General features: G+C 73.7%; 13 protein-coding genes. 11 read left to right on the top strand and 2 right to left on the bottom strand.

Going from position 1 to position 17,161, the window contains the following annotated elements; all coding sequences use genetic code 11:
• Positions 1 to 204: 204 nt before the first annotated feature.
• Positions 205 to 1,842 (bottom strand): PucR family transcriptional regulator, encoded by a 1,638-nt coding sequence (locus ACIBAI_RS20130; RefSeq protein WP_399036015.1) that lies wholly within the window; start codon positions 1,840 to 1,842, stop codon positions 205 to 207.
• Between the two features lie 188 nt (positions 1,843 to 2,030).
• Positions 2,031 to 3,833 (bottom strand): glycoside hydrolase family 15 protein, encoded by a 1,803-nt coding sequence (locus ACIBAI_RS20125; protein ID WP_399036041.1) that lies wholly within the window; start codon positions 3,831 to 3,833, stop codon positions 2,031 to 2,033.
• 519 nt (positions 3,834 to 4,352) lie between these two features.
• Here ACIBAI_RS20125 and ACIBAI_RS20120 point away from each other — a divergent pair.
• The 11 genes from ACIBAI_RS20120 to ACIBAI_RS20070 all read left to right on the top strand — a co-directional run bounded on the left by ACIBAI_RS20120 (position 4,353) and on the right by ACIBAI_RS20070 (position 17,098).
• Positions 4,353 to 6,020 (top strand): CTP synthase, encoded by a 1,668-nt coding sequence (locus ACIBAI_RS20120; RefSeq protein ID WP_344608465.1) that lies wholly within the window; start codon positions 4,353 to 4,355, stop codon positions 6,018 to 6,020.
• Between the two features lie 83 nt (positions 6,021 to 6,103).
• On the top strand, positions 6,104 to 6,730 hold the full coding sequence (locus ACIBAI_RS20115; RefSeq protein WP_399036013.1) for an NUDIX domain-containing protein: 627 nt from the start codon (positions 6,104 to 6,106) through the stop codon (positions 6,728 to 6,730).
• A gap of 162 nt (positions 6,731 to 6,892) precedes the next feature.
• Entirely contained in the window at positions 6,893 to 8,950 is a 2,058-nt protein-coding gene (locus ACIBAI_RS20110; protein ID WP_399036011.1) for a tetratricopeptide repeat protein, read from the top strand.
• Between the two features lie 134 nt (positions 8,951 to 9,084).
• Positions 9,085 to 10,209 carry an alanine dehydrogenase gene (gene ald / locus ACIBAI_RS20105; protein WP_344608471.1) on the top strand — a complete coding sequence of 375 codons (1,125 nt, stop codon included), beginning with the start codon at positions 9,085 to 9,087 and terminating at the stop codon, positions 10,207 to 10,209.
• Positions 10,210 to 10,620: 411 nt separating this feature from the next.
• Complete coding sequence (locus ACIBAI_RS20100; protein ID WP_399036010.1) at positions 10,621 to 11,745, top strand: ParA family protein; 1,125 nt, start codon at positions 10,621 to 10,623, stop codon at positions 11,743 to 11,745.
• On the top strand, positions 11,730 to 12,305 hold the full coding sequence (locus ACIBAI_RS20095) for a hypothetical protein (protein WP_399036008.1): 576 nt from the start codon (positions 11,730 to 11,732) through the stop codon (positions 12,303 to 12,305). Before ACIBAI_RS20100 ends, ACIBAI_RS20095 begins: the two co-directional genes overlap by 16 nt.
• 18 nt (positions 12,306 to 12,323) lie before the next feature.
• Positions 12,324 to 13,532, top strand: coding sequence for a segregation/condensation protein A (locus ACIBAI_RS20090; protein WP_399036007.1), 1,209 nt, complete (start codon positions 12,324 to 12,326; stop codon positions 13,530 to 13,532).
• Positions 13,529 to 14,194: an SMC-Scp complex subunit ScpB gene (scpB, locus tag ACIBAI_RS20085; protein WP_399036005.1), complete on the top strand. Its 666-nt coding sequence runs from the start codon at positions 13,529 to 13,531 to the stop codon at positions 14,192 to 14,194. Before ACIBAI_RS20090 ends, scpB begins: the two co-directional genes overlap by 4 nt.
• Positions 14,194 to 15,264: a pseudouridine synthase gene (locus ACIBAI_RS20080; protein WP_399036003.1), complete on the top strand. Its 1,071-nt coding sequence runs from the start codon at positions 14,194 to 14,196 to the stop codon at positions 15,262 to 15,264. Before scpB ends, ACIBAI_RS20080 begins: the two co-directional genes overlap by 1 nt.
• Positions 15,265 to 15,653: 389 nt before the next feature.
• On the top strand, positions 15,654 to 16,016 hold the full coding sequence (gene aroH, locus ACIBAI_RS20075; RefSeq protein ID WP_344608483.1) for a chorismate mutase: 363 nt from the start codon (positions 15,654 to 15,656) through the stop codon (positions 16,014 to 16,016).
• The gene (locus ACIBAI_RS20070; protein WP_399036001.1) at positions 16,013 to 17,098 is read left to right on the top strand and encodes a prephenate dehydrogenase; all 1,086 of its coding nucleotides are present in this window, start codon (positions 16,013 to 16,015) and stop codon (positions 17,096 to 17,098) included. The genes aroH and ACIBAI_RS20070 overlap by 4 nt, the downstream gene beginning before the upstream one ends.
• Positions 17,099 to 17,161: the final 63 nt, after the last annotated feature.

Raw genomic sequence — 17,161 nt, 5'->3', positions numbered from 1 at the left:
GCCCGGGCGGGCGCCTCCCGCCCTGGCGCGTCGCCCGGCGCGTCCCCCGCCGCACGGGCGCGGGAGCCGTCCCCGCTCGCCGCACCGGCCGGGAACCCGAGCGCGTCCGGCACGGGGCTTCCGGCCGGCACGCCGGCCGGCACGCACCGGGCGCCGCGCGGGACGACGGGACGACGGCGCCGCCTGCGCCCGGAGCGGCAGGGGCTAGGAAACGTGCCGGCGGGCGCGCAGGGCCAGACTCAGCGCCAGGACGGTCTGCGGGTCGTCGAGGTCGGTGCCGAGCAGCTCGCCTATGCGGGCCAGGCGGTTGTAGAGCGTCTGCCGGTTGAGATGCAGCTCGCGTGCCGTCTCCGCCTTGCGGCCCGCGTGCGCCAGATAGGTCTCCAGGGTGGGCAGCAGGGGCGGCCTGGAGCGGTCGTCGTGGTCCCGCAGCGGACCGATCGTCCGGTCCACGAAGGCCGCCAGGTCCGGATGGTCGCGCAGCCGCCACAGCAGCAGGTCGATGTCGAGGCGCCGGGCGTCGTACCAGGGCCGGTCGGACAGGCCCTGTGCCGCGGTCGCCGTCTCCGCCGCGTGCCGCAGCCCCGCCGGGACCGCCGCCCAGCCGCCGGCCACCCCGACGACCACCACCGGCGGCCGCGTCCCCGGCCGCAGCATCCCGGCCCGCTCCGCGCCCGCCCGCAGCGCCGCCGCGACCCGGTCCGCCACCGCCGGCCGGTCCGCCTCCGACCGCAGGCCCAGCAGCAGCGGCACCCGCCCCTCCACGGGCCGTACGCCCAGCAGCGCCGGCACCCCCACCGGGGCCAGCTCCTCCGCCACCGCCCGCGCCAGCACCGCCCAGCCGCCCCCGGCGGGCGACAGGGCGTCCCCGAGCCGCATCACCACCGGCAGCAGCGGGCCGTCGCCCGGCTTGAAGCCCAGCACCCGTGCCTGGGCCGGGGCGTCCTGAGCCGCGATGCGGCCCTCGGCGAGGTCGGTGAGGAAGTCGCCGCGCCCGCGCGCGGCCAGCTCCTCCTCCTGCCGGGCCTGCATCAGCACCACCGCCAGGACGCCCGCCGCCCGCTCCGCCGCCATGCGGTGCACCGGTGCGAGCGGGGACCGCACGGGCAGCAGGACCAGCCGGGCGCGCACCGGACCCGGGCCGGGGCCGGGCACGTCCACCAGGACCGAGCCCGCCGGCGGGGCGTCCCGGTGCCGGCCGCGCAGCCCCTCCCACACCTGCAGCGGATCCGCGCCCTCGGGCCCGGCCCCGGCGGCGTACAGCAGCCGGCCGTCCGCCGTCTCCAGGAAGACCGGGTTGCCGCCGAAGTCGGCCAGGACGCCGAGGACCCGGGGCACCCCGCCCCCGTCCAGCAGGGCCCGCGTGCAGCGGCGGTGCACCTCCTCGGCCCGTTGCAGCAGCGCGTAGTGGCCGTTGACGATCTCGGTGTGGATCTCCTCGGTGACCGTCACGAACGGCACCTCGCGGTGCAGCTGGACCAGCGGCAGACCGGCCGCCCGCGCCGTGTCGACGAGGGCGGCGGGCAGCCGCGTGAAGCGCGGGCCGAGCTCGACGACGAGGGCCGCGATGCCGCGCTCGGCGAGGGTGCGCACGAACGCCCGCTGGTCGGCCGGCCGCGTGCCGAGGCCGTAGCCCGTGGTCAGCAGCAGCTCGCCGCCCTTGAGCAGCGAGGCGATGTGCGGCACCTCGCCCGCGTGCACCCAGCGCACCGTGCGGTGCAGCAGGTCGTCGCCCGCCAGCACCTCCGGCAGCCCGCTGCGCAGGCCGGGCAGCTCCAGCGCCCGCCGTACGGTGATCCCGGCGCCCCGGGTGTCGAATCCGCTCTCCGTAGCGCTGTCCATGAGCCGGACGCTACCCGCGTGCCCGCCGGGGGCCGGTCCGGGCCCGGCCCCGTGACGCGGGAGCCGCGGGGCCGGGCCGGAAACGCCCGGCCGGCAGGCGACGGGAGGGAACCACGAGCCGCGGGCCCTTCCCGGTCACCGGCGCCGGTGGGAAGGGCCCGCCGGGGCCCCGGGGCCGGACCCCGGCCTCAGCCGCCGTACGCCCCGGAGGCCGTCAGCCGCAGGGCCGTGTCGATCAGCGGCACGTGGCTGAAGGCCTGCGGGAAGTTGCCGACCTGGCGCTGCAGGCGCGGGTCCCACTCCTCCGCCAGCAGCCCGAGGTCGTTGCGCAGCGACAGCAGCTTCTCGAACAGCTTGCGGGCCTCGTCCACGCGGCCGATCATCGCCAGGTCGTCCGCCATCCAGAACGAGCAGGCGAGGAACGCGCCCTCGTCGCCGGGCAGGCCGTCGACGCCCTCGTGGTCTCCCTGCGTGGGGTAGCGCAGGATGAAGCCGTCCGGCGTGGACAGCTCCCGCTGGATCGCCTCGACGGTGCCGATGACCCGCTTGTCGTCCGGGGGCAGGAAGCCCACCTGGGGGATCAGCAGCAGCGAGGCGTCCAGCTCCTTGGAGCCGTAGGACTGCGTGAAGGTGTTGCGCTCCTTGTCGTAGCCCTTCTCGCACACGTCCCGGTGGATGTCGTCGCGCAGTTCCCTCCAGCGCTCCAGGGGGCCGTCCGCGTCGCCGGACTCGATGAGCTTGATGGTGCGGTCGACGGCGACCCAGGCCATCACCTTGGAGTGCACGAAGTGGCGGCGCGGGCCGCGCACCTCCCAGATGCCCTCGTCCGGGTCCTGCCAGTGGTTCTCCAGGTAGCTGATCAGCTTCAGCTGGAGCAGCGAGGCGTAGTCGTTGCGGGCCAGGCCGGTCATGTGGGCCAGGTGCAGGGCCTCGGTGACCTCGCCGTAGACGTCCAGCTGGAGCTGGTGCGCGGCGCCGTTGCCGACCCGGACCGGCGCGGAGTTCTCGTAGCCGGGCAGCCAGTCCAGCTCCGCCTCGCCGAGCTCGCGCTCACCGGCGATGCCGTACATGATCTGAAGGTTCTCCGGGTCGCCGGCCACCGCCCGCAGCAGCCACTCGCGCCAGGACCGGGCCTCCTCGCGGTAGCCGGTGCGCAGCAGCGAGGACAGGGTGATCGCCGCGTCCCGCAGCCAGGTGTAGCGGTAGTCCCAGTTGCGGACGCCGCCGATGTCCTCCGGCAGGGACGTGGTGGGCGCGGCCACGATGCCGCCGGTCGGGGCGTACGTGAGGGCCTTCAGCGTGATCAGGGAGCGGACCACGGCCTCGCGGTACGGACCGTGGTACGTACAGTGCTCCACCCACTCGCGCCAGAACTCCTCCGTCGCCTCCAGCGACTGCTCCGGCTCCGGCAGCGGCGGCGGCTCCTTGTGCGAGGGCTCCCACGAGATGGTGAACGCGATCCGCTCACCCGGAGCGACCGTGAAGTCCGCGTACGTGGTCAGCGACTTGCCGTAGGTCTCGACGGATGTGTCGAACCACACACTGTCCGGGCCCGCGACGGCCACCGTGCGGCCCTCGTGCTTGTGCACCCACGGCACGACCCGGCCGTAGCTGAACCGCATCCGGAGCGTCGAGCGCATCGGCACCCGGCCCGAGACGCCCTCCACGATCCGGATCAGCTGCGGGGCGCCGTCCCGCGGGGGCATGAAGTCGATCACCCGGACCGTGCCGCGCGGGGTGTCCCACTCCGATTCCAGGATCAGCGAGTCGCCGCGGTAGCCGCGCCGGGCGGCGGTGGGCGGCTGCTGGTCGGGGGCGTGCGCGGGCCCCAGCCGCCAGAAGCCGTGCTCCTCGGTGCCCAGCAGGCCGGCGAAGATGGCGTGCGAGTCGAAGCGGGGCAGGCACAGCCAGTCGACTGTCCCGTCCCGGCAGACCAGCGCAGCGGTCTGCATGTCTCCGATGAGTGCGTAGTCTTCGATGCGCCCGGCCACGTGCAACTCCAGTCGAACGGCCACGTCACCCCGCGAGGGGGCGTTCGTCAGTGCGGTCAAGGGGTTTTGTCATGCGTCGTTGAGCGTTAAAGCAAAACAGACGCTCGGCTGCGACGCCGAACAACAATTGTTGTCCAACGAACGGGCGAGCTCTCGTTGTTCCGGTGAATACGGGCGGGGGTGGTGCCGTGTTGCCGGCCGGGCTCGGCAGCGAGTGTCCGAGCAGGATACGACGCACGTAGATGATCTGCGTGCCGCTCCGGGCAACCCGCGTCCGCCGGCCGGGTGAGCGGCGGGCGGCGGACGCGCGTCCGTGTCGGCCCGTGCGCGGAGCGTGGCCGGAAGCCATCTCCCCGCGGCGCTGATACGCTGGTAGCCCGTGGACCGGTGGGCGCCCCTCCCCGGAGGGGAAAATCCGAAAAGGAACCCCCGAACCGCAGCGACGGCACCCCCCGGAAACCTCCGGCAGACACGCCGTACCGCACCCCAGACCGCGACCACGGGAGCCCCCTCTTGGCCATGCCGCCCGCTGCTTTCCGAAACAGCACAGCCTCGACGACCAAGCACATCTTCGTCACCGGGGGCGTCGCCTCCTCCCTCGGCAAGGGCCTGACCGCCTCCAGCCTCGGCATGCTGCTCAAGGCCCGGGGCCTGCGCGTCGTGATGCAGAAGCTCGACCCGTACCTCAACGTCGACCCGGGCACGATGAACCCCTTCCAGCACGGCGAGGTGTTCGTCACCAACGACGGCGCCGAGACCGACCTGGACATCGGCCACTACGAGCGCTTCCTCGACCGCGACCTGGACGGCTCGGCCAACGTCACCACCGGCCAGGTCTACTCGACGGTGATCGCCAAGGAGCGGCGCGGCGAGTATCTGGGCGACACCGTGCAGGTCATCCCGCACATCACCAACGAGATCAAGCACCGCATCCGCCGCATGGCGACGGACGAGGTGGACGTCGTCATCACCGAGGTCGGCGGCACGGTCGGCGACATCGAGTCGCTGCCGTTCCTGGAGACCGTCCGCCAGGTGCGGCACGAGGTCGGCCGCGACAACGTCTTCGTCGTCCACATCTCGCTCCTGCCGTACATCGGCCCCTCGGGCGAGCTGAAGACGAAGCCGACCCAGCACTCGGTCGCCGCCCTGCGCAACATCGGCATCCAGCCGGACGCGATCGTGCTGCGCTGCGACCGCGAGGTGCCCACCGCGATCAAGCGGAAGATCTCGCTGATGTGCGACGTGGACGAGGCCGCCGTCGTGGCCTGCCCCGACGCCCGCTCGATCTACGACATCCCCAAGGTCGTGCACTCCGAGGGCCTGGACGCCTACGTCGTGCGCAAGCTGGACCTGCCGTTCCGCGACGTGGACTGGACGACCTGGGACGACCTGCTCGACCGCGTCCACAACCCCGACCACGAGATCACCCTCGCCCTGGTCGGCAAGTACATCGACCTGCCCGACGCCTACCTGTCGGTGACCGAGGCGCTGCGCGCCGGCGGCTTCGCCCACCGGGCCCGGGTGAAGATCAAGTGGGTCACCTCCGACGACTGCAAGACCCCGGCCGGCGCCAAGGCGCAGCTGGCGGACGTCGACGGCATCTGCATCCCGGGCGGCTTCGGCGACCGCGGCGTGCTCGGCAAGGTCGGCGCCATCCGCTACGCCCGCGAGAACCGGATCCCGCTGCTCGGCCTCTGCCTCGGCCTGCAGTGCATCGTGATCGAGGCCGCGCGCAACCTGGCCGGCATCAGCGACGCCAACTCCACCGAGTTCGACCCGGCCACCGCCCACCCGGTCATCTCCACCATGGCCGAGCAGCTGGACATCGTCGCCGGCGAGGGCGACATGGGCGGCACGATGCGGCTGGGCATGTACCCGGCCAAGCTGGCCGAGGGCTCCATCGTGCGCGAGGTGTACGACGGCAAGGAGTACGTCGAGGAGCGCCACCGCCACCGCTACGAGGTGAACAACGCCTACCGGGCCGAGCTGGAGAAGAAGGCGGGCATCGTGTTCTCCGGCACCTCGCCGGACGGCAAGCTCGTCGAGTACGTCGAGTACCCGCGCGACGTGCACCCGTACCTGGTCGCCACCCAGGCGCACCCGGAGCTGCGCTCCCGGCCGACCCGTCCGCACCCGCTCTTCGCCGGCCTCGTGAAGGCCGCGGTCGAGCGGAAGAACGCGAAGTAACGCACCGGTTGTACGGTGGCCGGGGTGCATGCCTCCAGAGGCGGGCACCCCGGTTTCCTTTTGGGCACGTGGAAGGACAGGGCATGACGATCAGGGACATCCCCGAGGAGTGGGAGATCCGGGCGACGGACACCCCCTTCAGGGGCAACAAGACCTCCGTGCGCACCGACGACGTGGTCATGCCCGACGGCACGGTCGCCACCCGCGACTACCAGGTCCACCCCGGTTCCGTGGCCGTCCTCGCGCTCGACGACGCCGACCGCGTCCTGGTGCTGCGCCAGTACCGCCACCCGGTGCGCCACAAGCTGTGGGAGATCCCGGCCGGCCTGCTCGACGTCCCCGGCGAGAACCCGCTGCACGCCGCCCAGCGCGAGCTGTACGAGGAGGCGCACGTCAAGGCCGAGGACTGGCGGGTGCTGACCGACGTCTACACCACGCCCGGCGGCTGCGACGAGGCCGTGCGGATCTTCCTCGCCCGCGACCTGTCCGAGGCCGAGGGCGAGCGCTTCCAGGTGGAGCACGAAGAGGCCGACATGGAGATCGCGCGCGTCCCCGTCGAGGACCTGGTCCGCGGGATCCTGGCCGGCGAGCTGCACAACAACTGCCTCGTGGTGGGTGTCCTGTCGCTGATGGCGGCGCGGCAGGGCGACGGGCCCGACGCGCTGCGCCCGGCCGACGCGCCCTGGCCGGCGCGCCCCTTCGAGGCCTGAGCCCACCCGCCCCGACATCGATGTGACGATCGGCTGATCCGATCGGGGGATGTGCCCGCCGCGCTCCACCGGGAACGTGGCAGAGCGTCAACTAGGCTCTGCAACGCCCGAACCGGAGTCCCCGGCGGGCACCGGCATGAGGTGGGATCGGGAGTGTGGCCCGTGGCGGATCAGGCGGTGGACGCGGACGGCCTGCGCATGGCGGAAGGCGTTGCCCACGAGAGCCGGTTCCTGGGGCGCGCACGGGAGCTGAAGGAGCTGCGGGCCGACATCGAGCGCGCCGGCCTGGACACCCTCGCCGGCCGCAAGGCGCCCCGCGCGCGGGTGCTGCTCATCGCCGGCCGCCCCGGCTCGGGCCGCACCGCGCTCGCCGAGGAACTGGTCCGCCAGGTCGCCGGCGCCTACCCGGACGGGGTGCTGCGCGCCCGCCTGAGCGAGCCCGACGGCACCCCCGTGCCCGTCGAGCGGACCGCCCGGGAGCTGCTCGCGGCCCTGGACCGGCAGGCCCCGGCCGGGGCCGCCGAGGACGACCTGGCGGCCGCGTTCCGCGAGGCCCTGACCGACCGCCGGGCGCTGCTCCTGCTCGACGACGCCGCCGACGCCGGGCAGGTCGACGCCCTGCTGCCGGACACCCCGGACTGCCTGGTCGTCGCGGTCGCCCGGGGGCCGCTCACCGGCATCACGGACGTCCGCCCGTGCACCCTCGGCGGCCTCGACACCAAGTCCGCGGTGGAGCTGCTGACCCGGCACGCCGGCTCGGTGCGCATCACCGTCGACCCCCGCGCCGCCGAGAGCCTGGTCGAGATCTGCCAGGCCCAGCCCGCCGCGCTGACGCTGGCCGGCGGCTGGCTCGCCGCCCGCCCCAAGGCGACCGTCGCCGACCTCGCCAAGCAGCTGAGCGCCAGGGACGACGAGGGCGGCCCGCTCCGCCGGGTCTTCCGCCTGGCCTACACCTCCCTGCCGGGCCCCGCCGCCCGGATACTGCGGCTGCTCTCCCTCGCCCCGGCCGGCCTCGCCGATCCGCACACCGCCTCCGCGCTGGCCGGCTGCTCGGTGGACACCGCCCGCGCCACCCTGGACGACCTGGTCGCCCTCGGCCTGCTGCACGCGGTGGACTCGCCGCTGCCGCAGTACGCGGTCCCCGGCTGCCTGCACCCCCTGCTGCGGACCCTGGCCGAGACCCAGGACCGCCCGGCCGAGCTCCAGCTGGCCCGCGCCCGCATGCTGGAGCGGACCGTGCGGCTGCTGCAGTCCTGCCGCGCGATCACCGAGACCGACAGCCCCCGGGCCCACGCCAGGCTCCTCGGCATGCCGCGCGCCCTGCGCTTCCCGCACCCCCGGGCCGCCGCCGAGTGGCTGCGCATCCGCCGGCCCGCACTGCTGGCAGCGGCCCGCCTCGCGGTCGCCGACGGCGAGCTGGACACCCTGGCCCGGCGGCTGATGTCCCAGCTGGTGCGGGCGATGGCGGCCCACTTCGGCACCGAGGCCGCCGCCCCCGACCTGTACGGCATCCACCGCCTCGTCCTCGACGTGGCCGAGCGCCGGAACCTGCCCCGGGAGAAGGCCGCCGCCCTGCTGAACCTCGGGGACCTGGACGCCCGCACCGGCCGCACGGCCGACGCGCTGGCGCGCTACCGGGCCGCGCTGGACGCCGGGCGCGAGGCGGACGACCCGTACGCGACCGGCCGCGCGATGGAATCCGTGGGCGGCGCCCATCTGGAGCTCGGCGACTACGACCGGGCCGCCGACTGGTTCGGCCGGGCCCTCGTCCAGCGGCTCGCCCGCGACGAGCGCGCGGACGCCGCCCGGCTGTACGGCCGGATCGCCACCGCCCACACCTACGCCGGCCGCTACGGCGAGGCCGTACGCAACTGGCGCGCGGCGGTGGCCGGGCACCGCAGGACCGGCGACGTGGCCGCCCACGCGCGGGCGCTGAGCGAACTGGCCCGCGTCCAGGAGTACGCCGGGCACCCGGAGGAGTCGCTGCTGACCTGCCACGAGGCCGTGGAGTGGGCGCGCCGGGCCGAGGACGTCCGGCTGCAGGCGGCGCTGCACCTGCGGCTCGCCGACACCCTGGAGCACCTCGGCGACCCCACGGCGGCCCACCTGCACCGCAGCGCGGCCCGGCGGATGCTGGGGGAGGAGCGGCAGGAGGACAGCCCGGAGCCGGAACACGACGCTAACGCCTGCGAAATCCGCAGTACATCCGCTGAAGATTGATGCAATGAAAGGCTAGACAGCGGGAACACCTTCATTAAACTGGCTCTGCCGCACATTCTCCTGCGGTCTCTCCCGGTGTGCCCATGTGCGCCCGGGTATGCCTAGCAACATCCCCATCCTCTGAGCCAAGGACCGTGATCGACGTGAAGGTCGGCATCCCCCGCGAGGTCAAGAACAACGAGTTCCGGGTGGCCATCACCCCCGCCGGCGTGAACGAGCTGGTGCGCAACGGCCACCAGGTCGTCATCGAGCGCGGCGCCGGGCTCGGCTCGTCGATCACGGACGACGAGTACGCCGCCGCCGGTGCCGGGATCCTGGACACCGCCGACGAGGTGTGGGCCACCGCCGATCTGCTGCTGAAGGTCAAGGAGCCGATCGCCGAGGAGTACCACCGCCTCCGCAAGGACCAGACGCTCTTCACCTACCTGCACCTGGCCGCCTCCAAGGAGTGCACGGACGCCCTCCTGGAGTCCGGCACCACCGCCATCGCCTACGAGACGGTCGAGCTGCCCGGCCGCGGGCTGCCGCTGCTCGCCCCGATGTCCGAGGTCGCGGGCCGGCTGGCCCCGCAGGTCGGCGCCTACCACCTGATGCGGGCGGGCGGCGGCCGGGGCGTGCTGCCCGGCGGCGTCCCCGGCGTGCCGGCGGGCAGGGCCGTCGTCATCGGCGGCGGCGTCTCCGGCTGGAACGCCGCGCAGATCGCCATCGGCATGGGCTTCCACGTCACCCTGCTCGACAAGGACATCAACAAGCTCCGGGAGGCCGACAGGATCTTCGGCACGAAGATCCAGACCGTGGTCTCCAACGCCTTCGAGCTGGAGAAGGCCTGCCTGGAGGCCGACCTCGTCATCGGCGCCGTCCTCATCCCGGGCGCCAAGGCGCCGAAGCTGGTCACCAACGAGCTGGTCTCCCGGATGAAGCCCGGAAGTGTCCTTGTCGACATCGCGATCGACCAGGGCGGCTGCTTCGAGGACTCCCGGCCGACCACGCACGCCGAGCCGACCTTCCAGGTCCACGAGTCGGTCTTCTACTGCGTCGCCAACATGCCCGGCGCGGTGCCCAACACCTCCACCTACGCGCTGACCAACGCCACGCTGCCGTACATCGTCGAACTCGCCAACCACGGGTGGGTCCAGGCGCTGCGCCGCGACCCGGCGCTGGCCAAGGGCCTCAACACCCATGACGGCAAGGTCGTGTACCGCGAGGTCGCCGAGGCGCACGGACTGGAGCACGTGGCGCTCGACACCCTGCTCGGCTGAGCCGCCGGCGGCGTGAGCCGTCAAGTCGCCAAGCGGTGAAGGCGATACGTCAACGGGCGTCGTCAATGCCGTGCACCTGACCGGACCTTGTCCCACAAGGTCCGGTCAGGTGTGTGTATGGTCACTTTGCGATTCTAGGTCAACTAGTCTCGAACATAACCCTTCACCCCATTCGCGCACCGGTGAAACCTGCCGTGCGACGGCCGTACGCCCTTGACAGCGGGATGTTTCATTGCCGACACATCGGGCCGGGTCCGGCGGATTGTGTTGCTGCGAACCGCCGACACGCCATAGAGTCGCCAACCGTCGGCATGGTGCCACGCTGACCTGTCTAGAAGTTTCCTGGTCACCAAGGAGGTAAGACGACTTGTGAATGAGTCGACATTTACTCCCGGGGGTGGTCAACCAGGAATGCCCGCACGGGGCCAGGCCCCCGGGCGGCACGAGGCTGTCGGCTCCGTCGCGGTGCGCACCTTCGCAGCCCACCAGAGTCCGCAGGCGACTCGGACACACCAGAGCATGGATGGCCAACACGTGAACGCCATGGCCGGCGACGGAAGTGGCGCGTCCCACAACCACTTCGCCGACTACGACGAACTGCCCGACGGGCACTTCTACGACCCCGACGCGGAGTACGAGCCCGATCCCGAGTACGCGGCCACGCTCGCGCCCGACGCGGCCCGCCAGCGCCGCGAGCGCATCGGCCCGACCGGACGCCCGCTGCCGTACTTCCCGATCCCGGGCCCGCTGACCGACCACGGCCCCGCCAAGATCATCGCGATGTGCAACCAGAAGGGCGGCGTCGGCAAGACGACGTCGGCCATCAACCTGGGCGCCGCGCTCGCGGAGTACGGGCGCCGGGTGCTGCTCGTCGACTTCGACCCGCAGGGCGCGCTGTCGGTCGGCCTCGGCGTCAACCCGATGGAACTCGACCTCACCGTCTACAACCTGCTCATGGAGCGGGGCATGTCCGCCGACGAGGTGCTGCTGAAGACGGCGGTCCCCAACATGGACCTGCTGCCCAGCAACATCGACCTGTCGGCCGCCGAGGTCCAGCTGGTCTCCGAGGTCGCCCGCGAGTCCTCGCTCGCGCGCGCCCTGAAGCCGCTGCTGCCCGACTACGACTACATCGTCATCGACTGCCAGCCCTCGCTCGGCCTGCTCACCGTCAACGCGCTGACGGCCGCGCACAAGGTGATCGTGCCGCTGGAGTGCGAGTTCTTCGCGCTGCGCGGTGTGGCGCTGCTGACGGAGACCATCGAGAAGGTCCAGGAGCGGCTCAACCCGGAGCTGGAGCTCGACGGGATCCTCGCCACGATGTACGACTCGCGCACGGTGCACAGCCGAGAGGTGCTCGCGCGGGTCGTCGAGGCGTTCGACGACCACGTCTACCACACGGTCATCGGGCGCACGGTCCGCTTCCCGGAGACCACGGTCGCCGGCGAGCCGATCACCACGTACGCCTCCAACTCCGTCGGTGCCGCCGCCTACCGCCAGCTCGCCAGGGAGGTGCTCGCCCGGTGTCACGCCGAGTGAGTCTGCCGGGGGCCGACGAACTCTTCCGCACCACGGGGGGAATGGCGCTGCAGCCGTCCACGCCCCGGCGCCAGGCCAACGGCGACGCCCGGGTGCCCGCTCCCGCGGGCGAGGGCGACGCGGCGGCGGCGCTGGAGGACGCGCCGCAGTCGGTGCCCGCGCAGGGCGGCGACGGCGAGGGCGCCGAGCACGTCGCGGCGCACGCGGAGCCGGTGGACGCCGGGGAGTCCCGCAGCCGGGGCGCGGAGCGCGCCGCCGCGCGGCGCACGGGCGCGCAGGAAGGTTCTGCCGCGCCGCCCGCCGGCGCGGCGCCGCGCAAGCGCGGGCGGGCGGCCACGCGGCGGCCCAGCGGCCGGGAGCGGCACGACGAGAAGATCACCGTGTACGTGTCCGCCGAGGAACTCATGGACCTGGAGCACGCCCGTCTCGTGCTCCGCGGGGAGCACGGGCTGGCCGTCGACCGCGGGCGGATCGTCCGCGAGGCGGTCGCGGTGGTGCTCGCCGACCTGGAGACCCGTGGGGACGCCAGCATCCTCGTACGGCGGCTGCGCGGGCGGTAGCGGTAGCCTGCGGGGGCCATGACCTCGCACGACGCTCCCGCCCCCGGCCCGCCCGCCGGCCGCCGGCGCACGCTGGGCCGGGGGCCGGGAACGGCACCGGCGGCCCCGCCCGTACCACCGGTCGAGCCGGTCCCGCCGGTCGAGCCGGTCCCGCCGGTCGAGCCGGTCCCGGAACCGCAGGCTCCGGTGGCACCGGCGCCCGGCGCCGTACCGGAGCGGGAGCCGATCGCCGCCGCGGGGCCCGAGCCGGCGGCCGTCCTCCCGGCGGACGGGACCGGACCGGCGTCCGCGGCGACGCCGGCCGGCCCGGAAGCCGCCGGGACCGGCGGACCGCCCGCCGGCCCGAAGACGGCCGGGCCCGGCGAACCGTCCGCCGGGCAGCCCGCGCCGTCCTCCGAGGAACCCGGCGACGGGGTCTTCACGGTCCGGCTCTCGAACTTCGAGGGGCCCTTCGACCTGCTCCTCCAGCTGATCTCCAAGCACAAGCTGGACGTCACCGAGGTCGCCCTGTCCGAGGTGACCGACGAGTTCATGGCGCACATCAAGGCGATGGGGCCGGACTGGGACCTCGACGCCACGACCGAGTTCCTGGTGGTGGCGGCCACCCTGCTCGACCTGAAGGCGGCGCGGCTGCTGCCCGCCGCCGAGGTGGAGGACGAGGCCGACCTCGCGCTGCTGGAGGCCAGGGACCTGCTGTTCGCGCGGCTGCTGCAGTACCGCGCGTACAAGCAGATCGCCGCGATCTTCGGCGAGCGGCTCGACGCGGAGGCCCGCCGCCATCCGCGGACCGTCGGCCTGGAACCGCACCACGCCGAGCTGCTGCCCGAGGTCGTGATCACCGTGGGCGCGCAGGGCCTGGCCCGGCTCGCCGGCAGGGCGATGCGGCCCCGGCCCGAGCCGCGGGTGTACGTCGACCACATCCACGCCCCGCTGGTCAGCGTGCGGGAGCAGGCCGGGATCGTGGTCGCCCGGCTGCGGGAGCTGGGCGAGACCGACTTCCGGACGCTCGTCGAGGACACCGACGACACGCTCACCGTCGTCGCCCGCTTCCTCGCCCTGCTGGAGCTGTACCGGGAGAAGGCCGTGGCCCTGGAGCAGCGGACCGCCCTGGGCGAGCTGACCGTGCGCTGGACCGGCGGGGACGGCGCGCCGGCGGTCACCGACGAGTTCGACCGGCCGCCCGAAAGACTTAAGGAGACCCAGGAGAGCGAGGAGGACACGGCGTGAGCGAGGAGAGCGGCGAGCGGCCGGCGGGTCTGCGGCCCGTCGCCGAACTCGATCTCAAACCCGCCCTGGAGGCGATCCTCATGGTCGTGGACGAGCCCGCGACCGAGGAGCACCTCGCGGGCATACTGCAGCGGCCCCGGCGGCAGGTCGCGGACGCCCTGCGCGCGCTGGCCGACGAGTACACCGTCCAGGGACGCGGCTTCGAGCTCCGCCCGGTGGCGGGCGGCTGGCGCTTCTACACCCGCCCCGAGTACGCGGCGGCCGTCGAGAGCCTGGTCCTGGACGGCCGGCAGGCCCGGCTCACCCAGGCCGCGCTGGAGACCCTCGCCGTCGTCGCCTACCGCCAGCCGGTGAGCCGCAGCCGCGTCTCGGCCGTGCGCGGAGTCAACTGCGACGGCGTGATGCGCACCCTCCTGCAGCGCGGTCTGGTCGAGGAGGCGGGCACGGAACCCGAAACAGGTGCGATCCTGTACAGGACGACGAACTACTTCCTGGAGCGGATGGGCCTGCGCGGCCTGGACGAGCTCCCGGAGCTCGCGCCCTTCCTCCCGGAGGCGGAGGCGATAGAGGCCGAGACCCAGGAGGGGGTGCCGTCGTTCGACCCGGACGCGCCGGACGCGGACGACGACCACACGACGAACACGACGACGACGGAACTTTGATGCGAAGCAGCGGCAGCGGCAAGAGCGGCGGGCGGGGTAACTACCGCGGCGCCGGCAACAACAGGGACCAGAAGCAGGGGCAGGGCCGCCCCCGCAAGCCCCGCCCCGAGGAGCGCCGCTACGACGTCGGCCCCGGGGCGACGAAGGACGGCCCCAGGTCCGGGCGCGGCGGCACGGCCCGGGGCGGTGCCAAGGGCGGACCCGCGCAGGGCCCGCAGAAGGGCGGACGGGGGCGTACGGCCCCGGCGCGCCCGCGCGAGTACGAGGTGCAGCTCGAGGAGCGCAACCGGGCGCGCTACGCCGACAAGAAGGACGTCAGGCTGCCCAAGACCTTCCCGGGCGCCGAGCAGGAGGGCGAGCGGCTGCAGAAGGTGCTCGCGCGCGCGGGCTACGGCTCCCGGCGGGCCTGCGAGGAGCTGATCGAGCAGGCCCGGGTCGAGGTCAACGGCGAGATCGTCACCGAGCAGGGCCGGCGCGTCGACCCGGAGAAGGACGAGATCAGGGTCGACGGACTGACCGTCGCGACCCAGTCGTACCAGTTCTTCGCGCTCAACAAGCCCGCCGGCGTCGTGTCGACGATGGAGGACCCCGAGGGCCGGCAGTGCCTCGGGGACTACGTCACCAACCGCGAGACCCGGCTCTTCCACGTGGGGCGCCTGGACACCGAGACCGAGGGCGTCATCCTGCTCACCAACCACGGCGAGCTGGCGCACCGGCTGACCCACCCCAGGTACGGCGTGCGCAAGACCTACCTCGCGCACATCGTCGGCCCCATCCCGCGCGACCTCGGCAAGCGCCTGAAGGACGGCATCCAGCTGGAGGACGGCTACGCGCGCGCGGACCACTTCCGGGTCGTCGAGCAGACCGGCAAGAACTACCTCGTCGAGGTCACCCTGCACGAGGGCCGCAAGCACATCGTGCGCCGCATGCTGGCGGAGGCCGGCTTCCCCGTCGACAAGCTGGTGCGCACCGCCTTCGGCCCGATCACCCTGGGCGACCAGAAGTCGGGCTGGCTGCGCCGGCTGTCGAACACCGAGGTCGGCATGCTGATGAAGGAAGTCGACCTCTAGCGGCGCCGGTCACGGGCGCTGCCGGCGGCCGCGGAGCCGGTCGTCGCACGAACCCCCGGCGCGGCGCGGCCCCGGACGGGCCGCACCGCACCCGGGGCCCCGGCGTCCCGCCGCGGCGCTCGGCCGCCGCCCGCCGTCGGCGGGCGCGGCCGAACCGCGCCCGCTCCGGCCGTCCCGTCGGCCGGAGCGTCCCCTCGGCGCCGGGGAGCGGAGCGCGCCCCGGCGCTCCCGCGATGAAGCGGAAGCAACCGCGGTGAAACGGGGGCAACCGGGGGGAACGCCGTGTCGCACGCGCCGTCTCAACCGGCGGGCGCCCCGCACCGGCCCGGACCGGGCTGACTAGGCTGGACGGACCGAGGAGCCGATACGCAGGGCAGAGGAGCATCACCGTGGCGGTACGAGCGGTCCGGGGCGCCGTCCAGCTGGAACGGGACGAGGCCGGCCACATGGACGAGCAGGTCGGAGCCCTGCTCACCGCCATCCTGGAGCGCAACGGGCTGACCCCGGACGACCTGATCAGCATCTGGTTCACGGCCACGCCCGACCTGCACAGCGACTTCCCGGCGGCCGCCGCCCGCAAGCTCGGCATCGTGGACGTCCCGCTGATCTGCGCCCAGGAACTCGACATCGAGGGCGCCATGCCGCGCGTCGTCCGCGTCCTCGCGCACATCGAGTCCGACCGGCCCCGCGCCGAGATCGCGCACGTCTACCTCGGCGCCGCGGCGGCCCTGCGCAAGGACATCGCCCAGTGAGGACCGCACTCGTCATCGGCACCGGGCTGATCGGCACCTCCGCCGCCCTCGCCCTCACCCGGCGCGGCGTCGTCGTCCACCTCGCCGACCACGACCCGGAGCAGGCCCGTACGGCCGCCGCGCTCGGCGCCGGCACCGACGAGGCCCCGGACGGACCCGTCGACCTGGCGATCGTCGCCGCCCCGCCCGCGCACGTGGCCGACGTGCTCGCCGACGCCATGCGCCGCGGCGCGGCCCGCGGCTACGCCGACGTGGCCAGCGTCAAGGGCGGCCCGCGCCGCGAGCTCCGGGAACGCGGCCTGGACCTGTCGTCGTACATCGGCACGCACCCCATGTCGGGCCGTGAGAAGTCCGGCCCGCTGGCGGCCACCGCCGACCTCTTCGAGGGCCGCCCCTGGGTGCTGACCCCCACCCGGGACACGGACACCGAGGTGCTGAACCTCGCCCTGGAGCTGGTCTCGCACTGCCGGGCCGTGCCGGTCGTCATGGACGCCGACGCCCACGACCGGGCCGTCGCCCTCGTCTCCCACATGCCCCACCTGGTCTCCAGCCTGGTCGCCGCCCGTCTGGAGCACGCCGAGGAGGCCGCCGTGCGGCTGTGCGGGCAGGGCATCCGCGACGTGACCCGGATCGCCGCCTCCGACCCCCGGATGTGGATCGACATCCTCTCCGCCAACCCGGGGCCGGTCGCCGACCTGCTCACCGACGTCGCCGCCGACCTGGAGGAGACCGTCCGGGCGCTGCGGGCCCTGCAGTCCCGCGACGAGGACAAGCGGCGGGAGGGCGCCGCCGGCATCGAGGGCGTGCTGCGCCGCGGCAACGCCGGCCAGGTCCGCGTCCCCGGCAAGCACGGCTCCGCTCCACGCCGGTACGAGACGGTCGTGGTCCTCATCGACGACCAGCCCGGGCAGCTGGCGCGGATCTTCGCGGACGCGGGCCGGGCCGGCGTCAACATCGAGGACGTGCGCATCGAGCACGCCACCGGGCAGCAGGCCGGCCTGGTGCAGCTGATGGTGGAGCCGAAGGAGGCGCCCGTGCTGACGGCGGCGCTGCGGGAGCGGGGCTGGGCGATCCGGCAGTAGGGACCGGCCCCGGGTACGGCCGATCGGGGGACGCACACCCAGTAACCTTGTCCGGGGCAGTCG

Source organism: Streptomyces sp. NPDC051041, assembly GCF_044456065.1.
GTDB classification, from domain to species: Bacteria; Actinomycetota; Actinomycetes; order Streptomycetales; family Streptomycetaceae; genus Streptomyces; species Streptomyces glaucus.
Note: the sequence above shows the minus strand (reverse complement) of the source record. Positions and strands in the feature narration are given on the sequence as shown.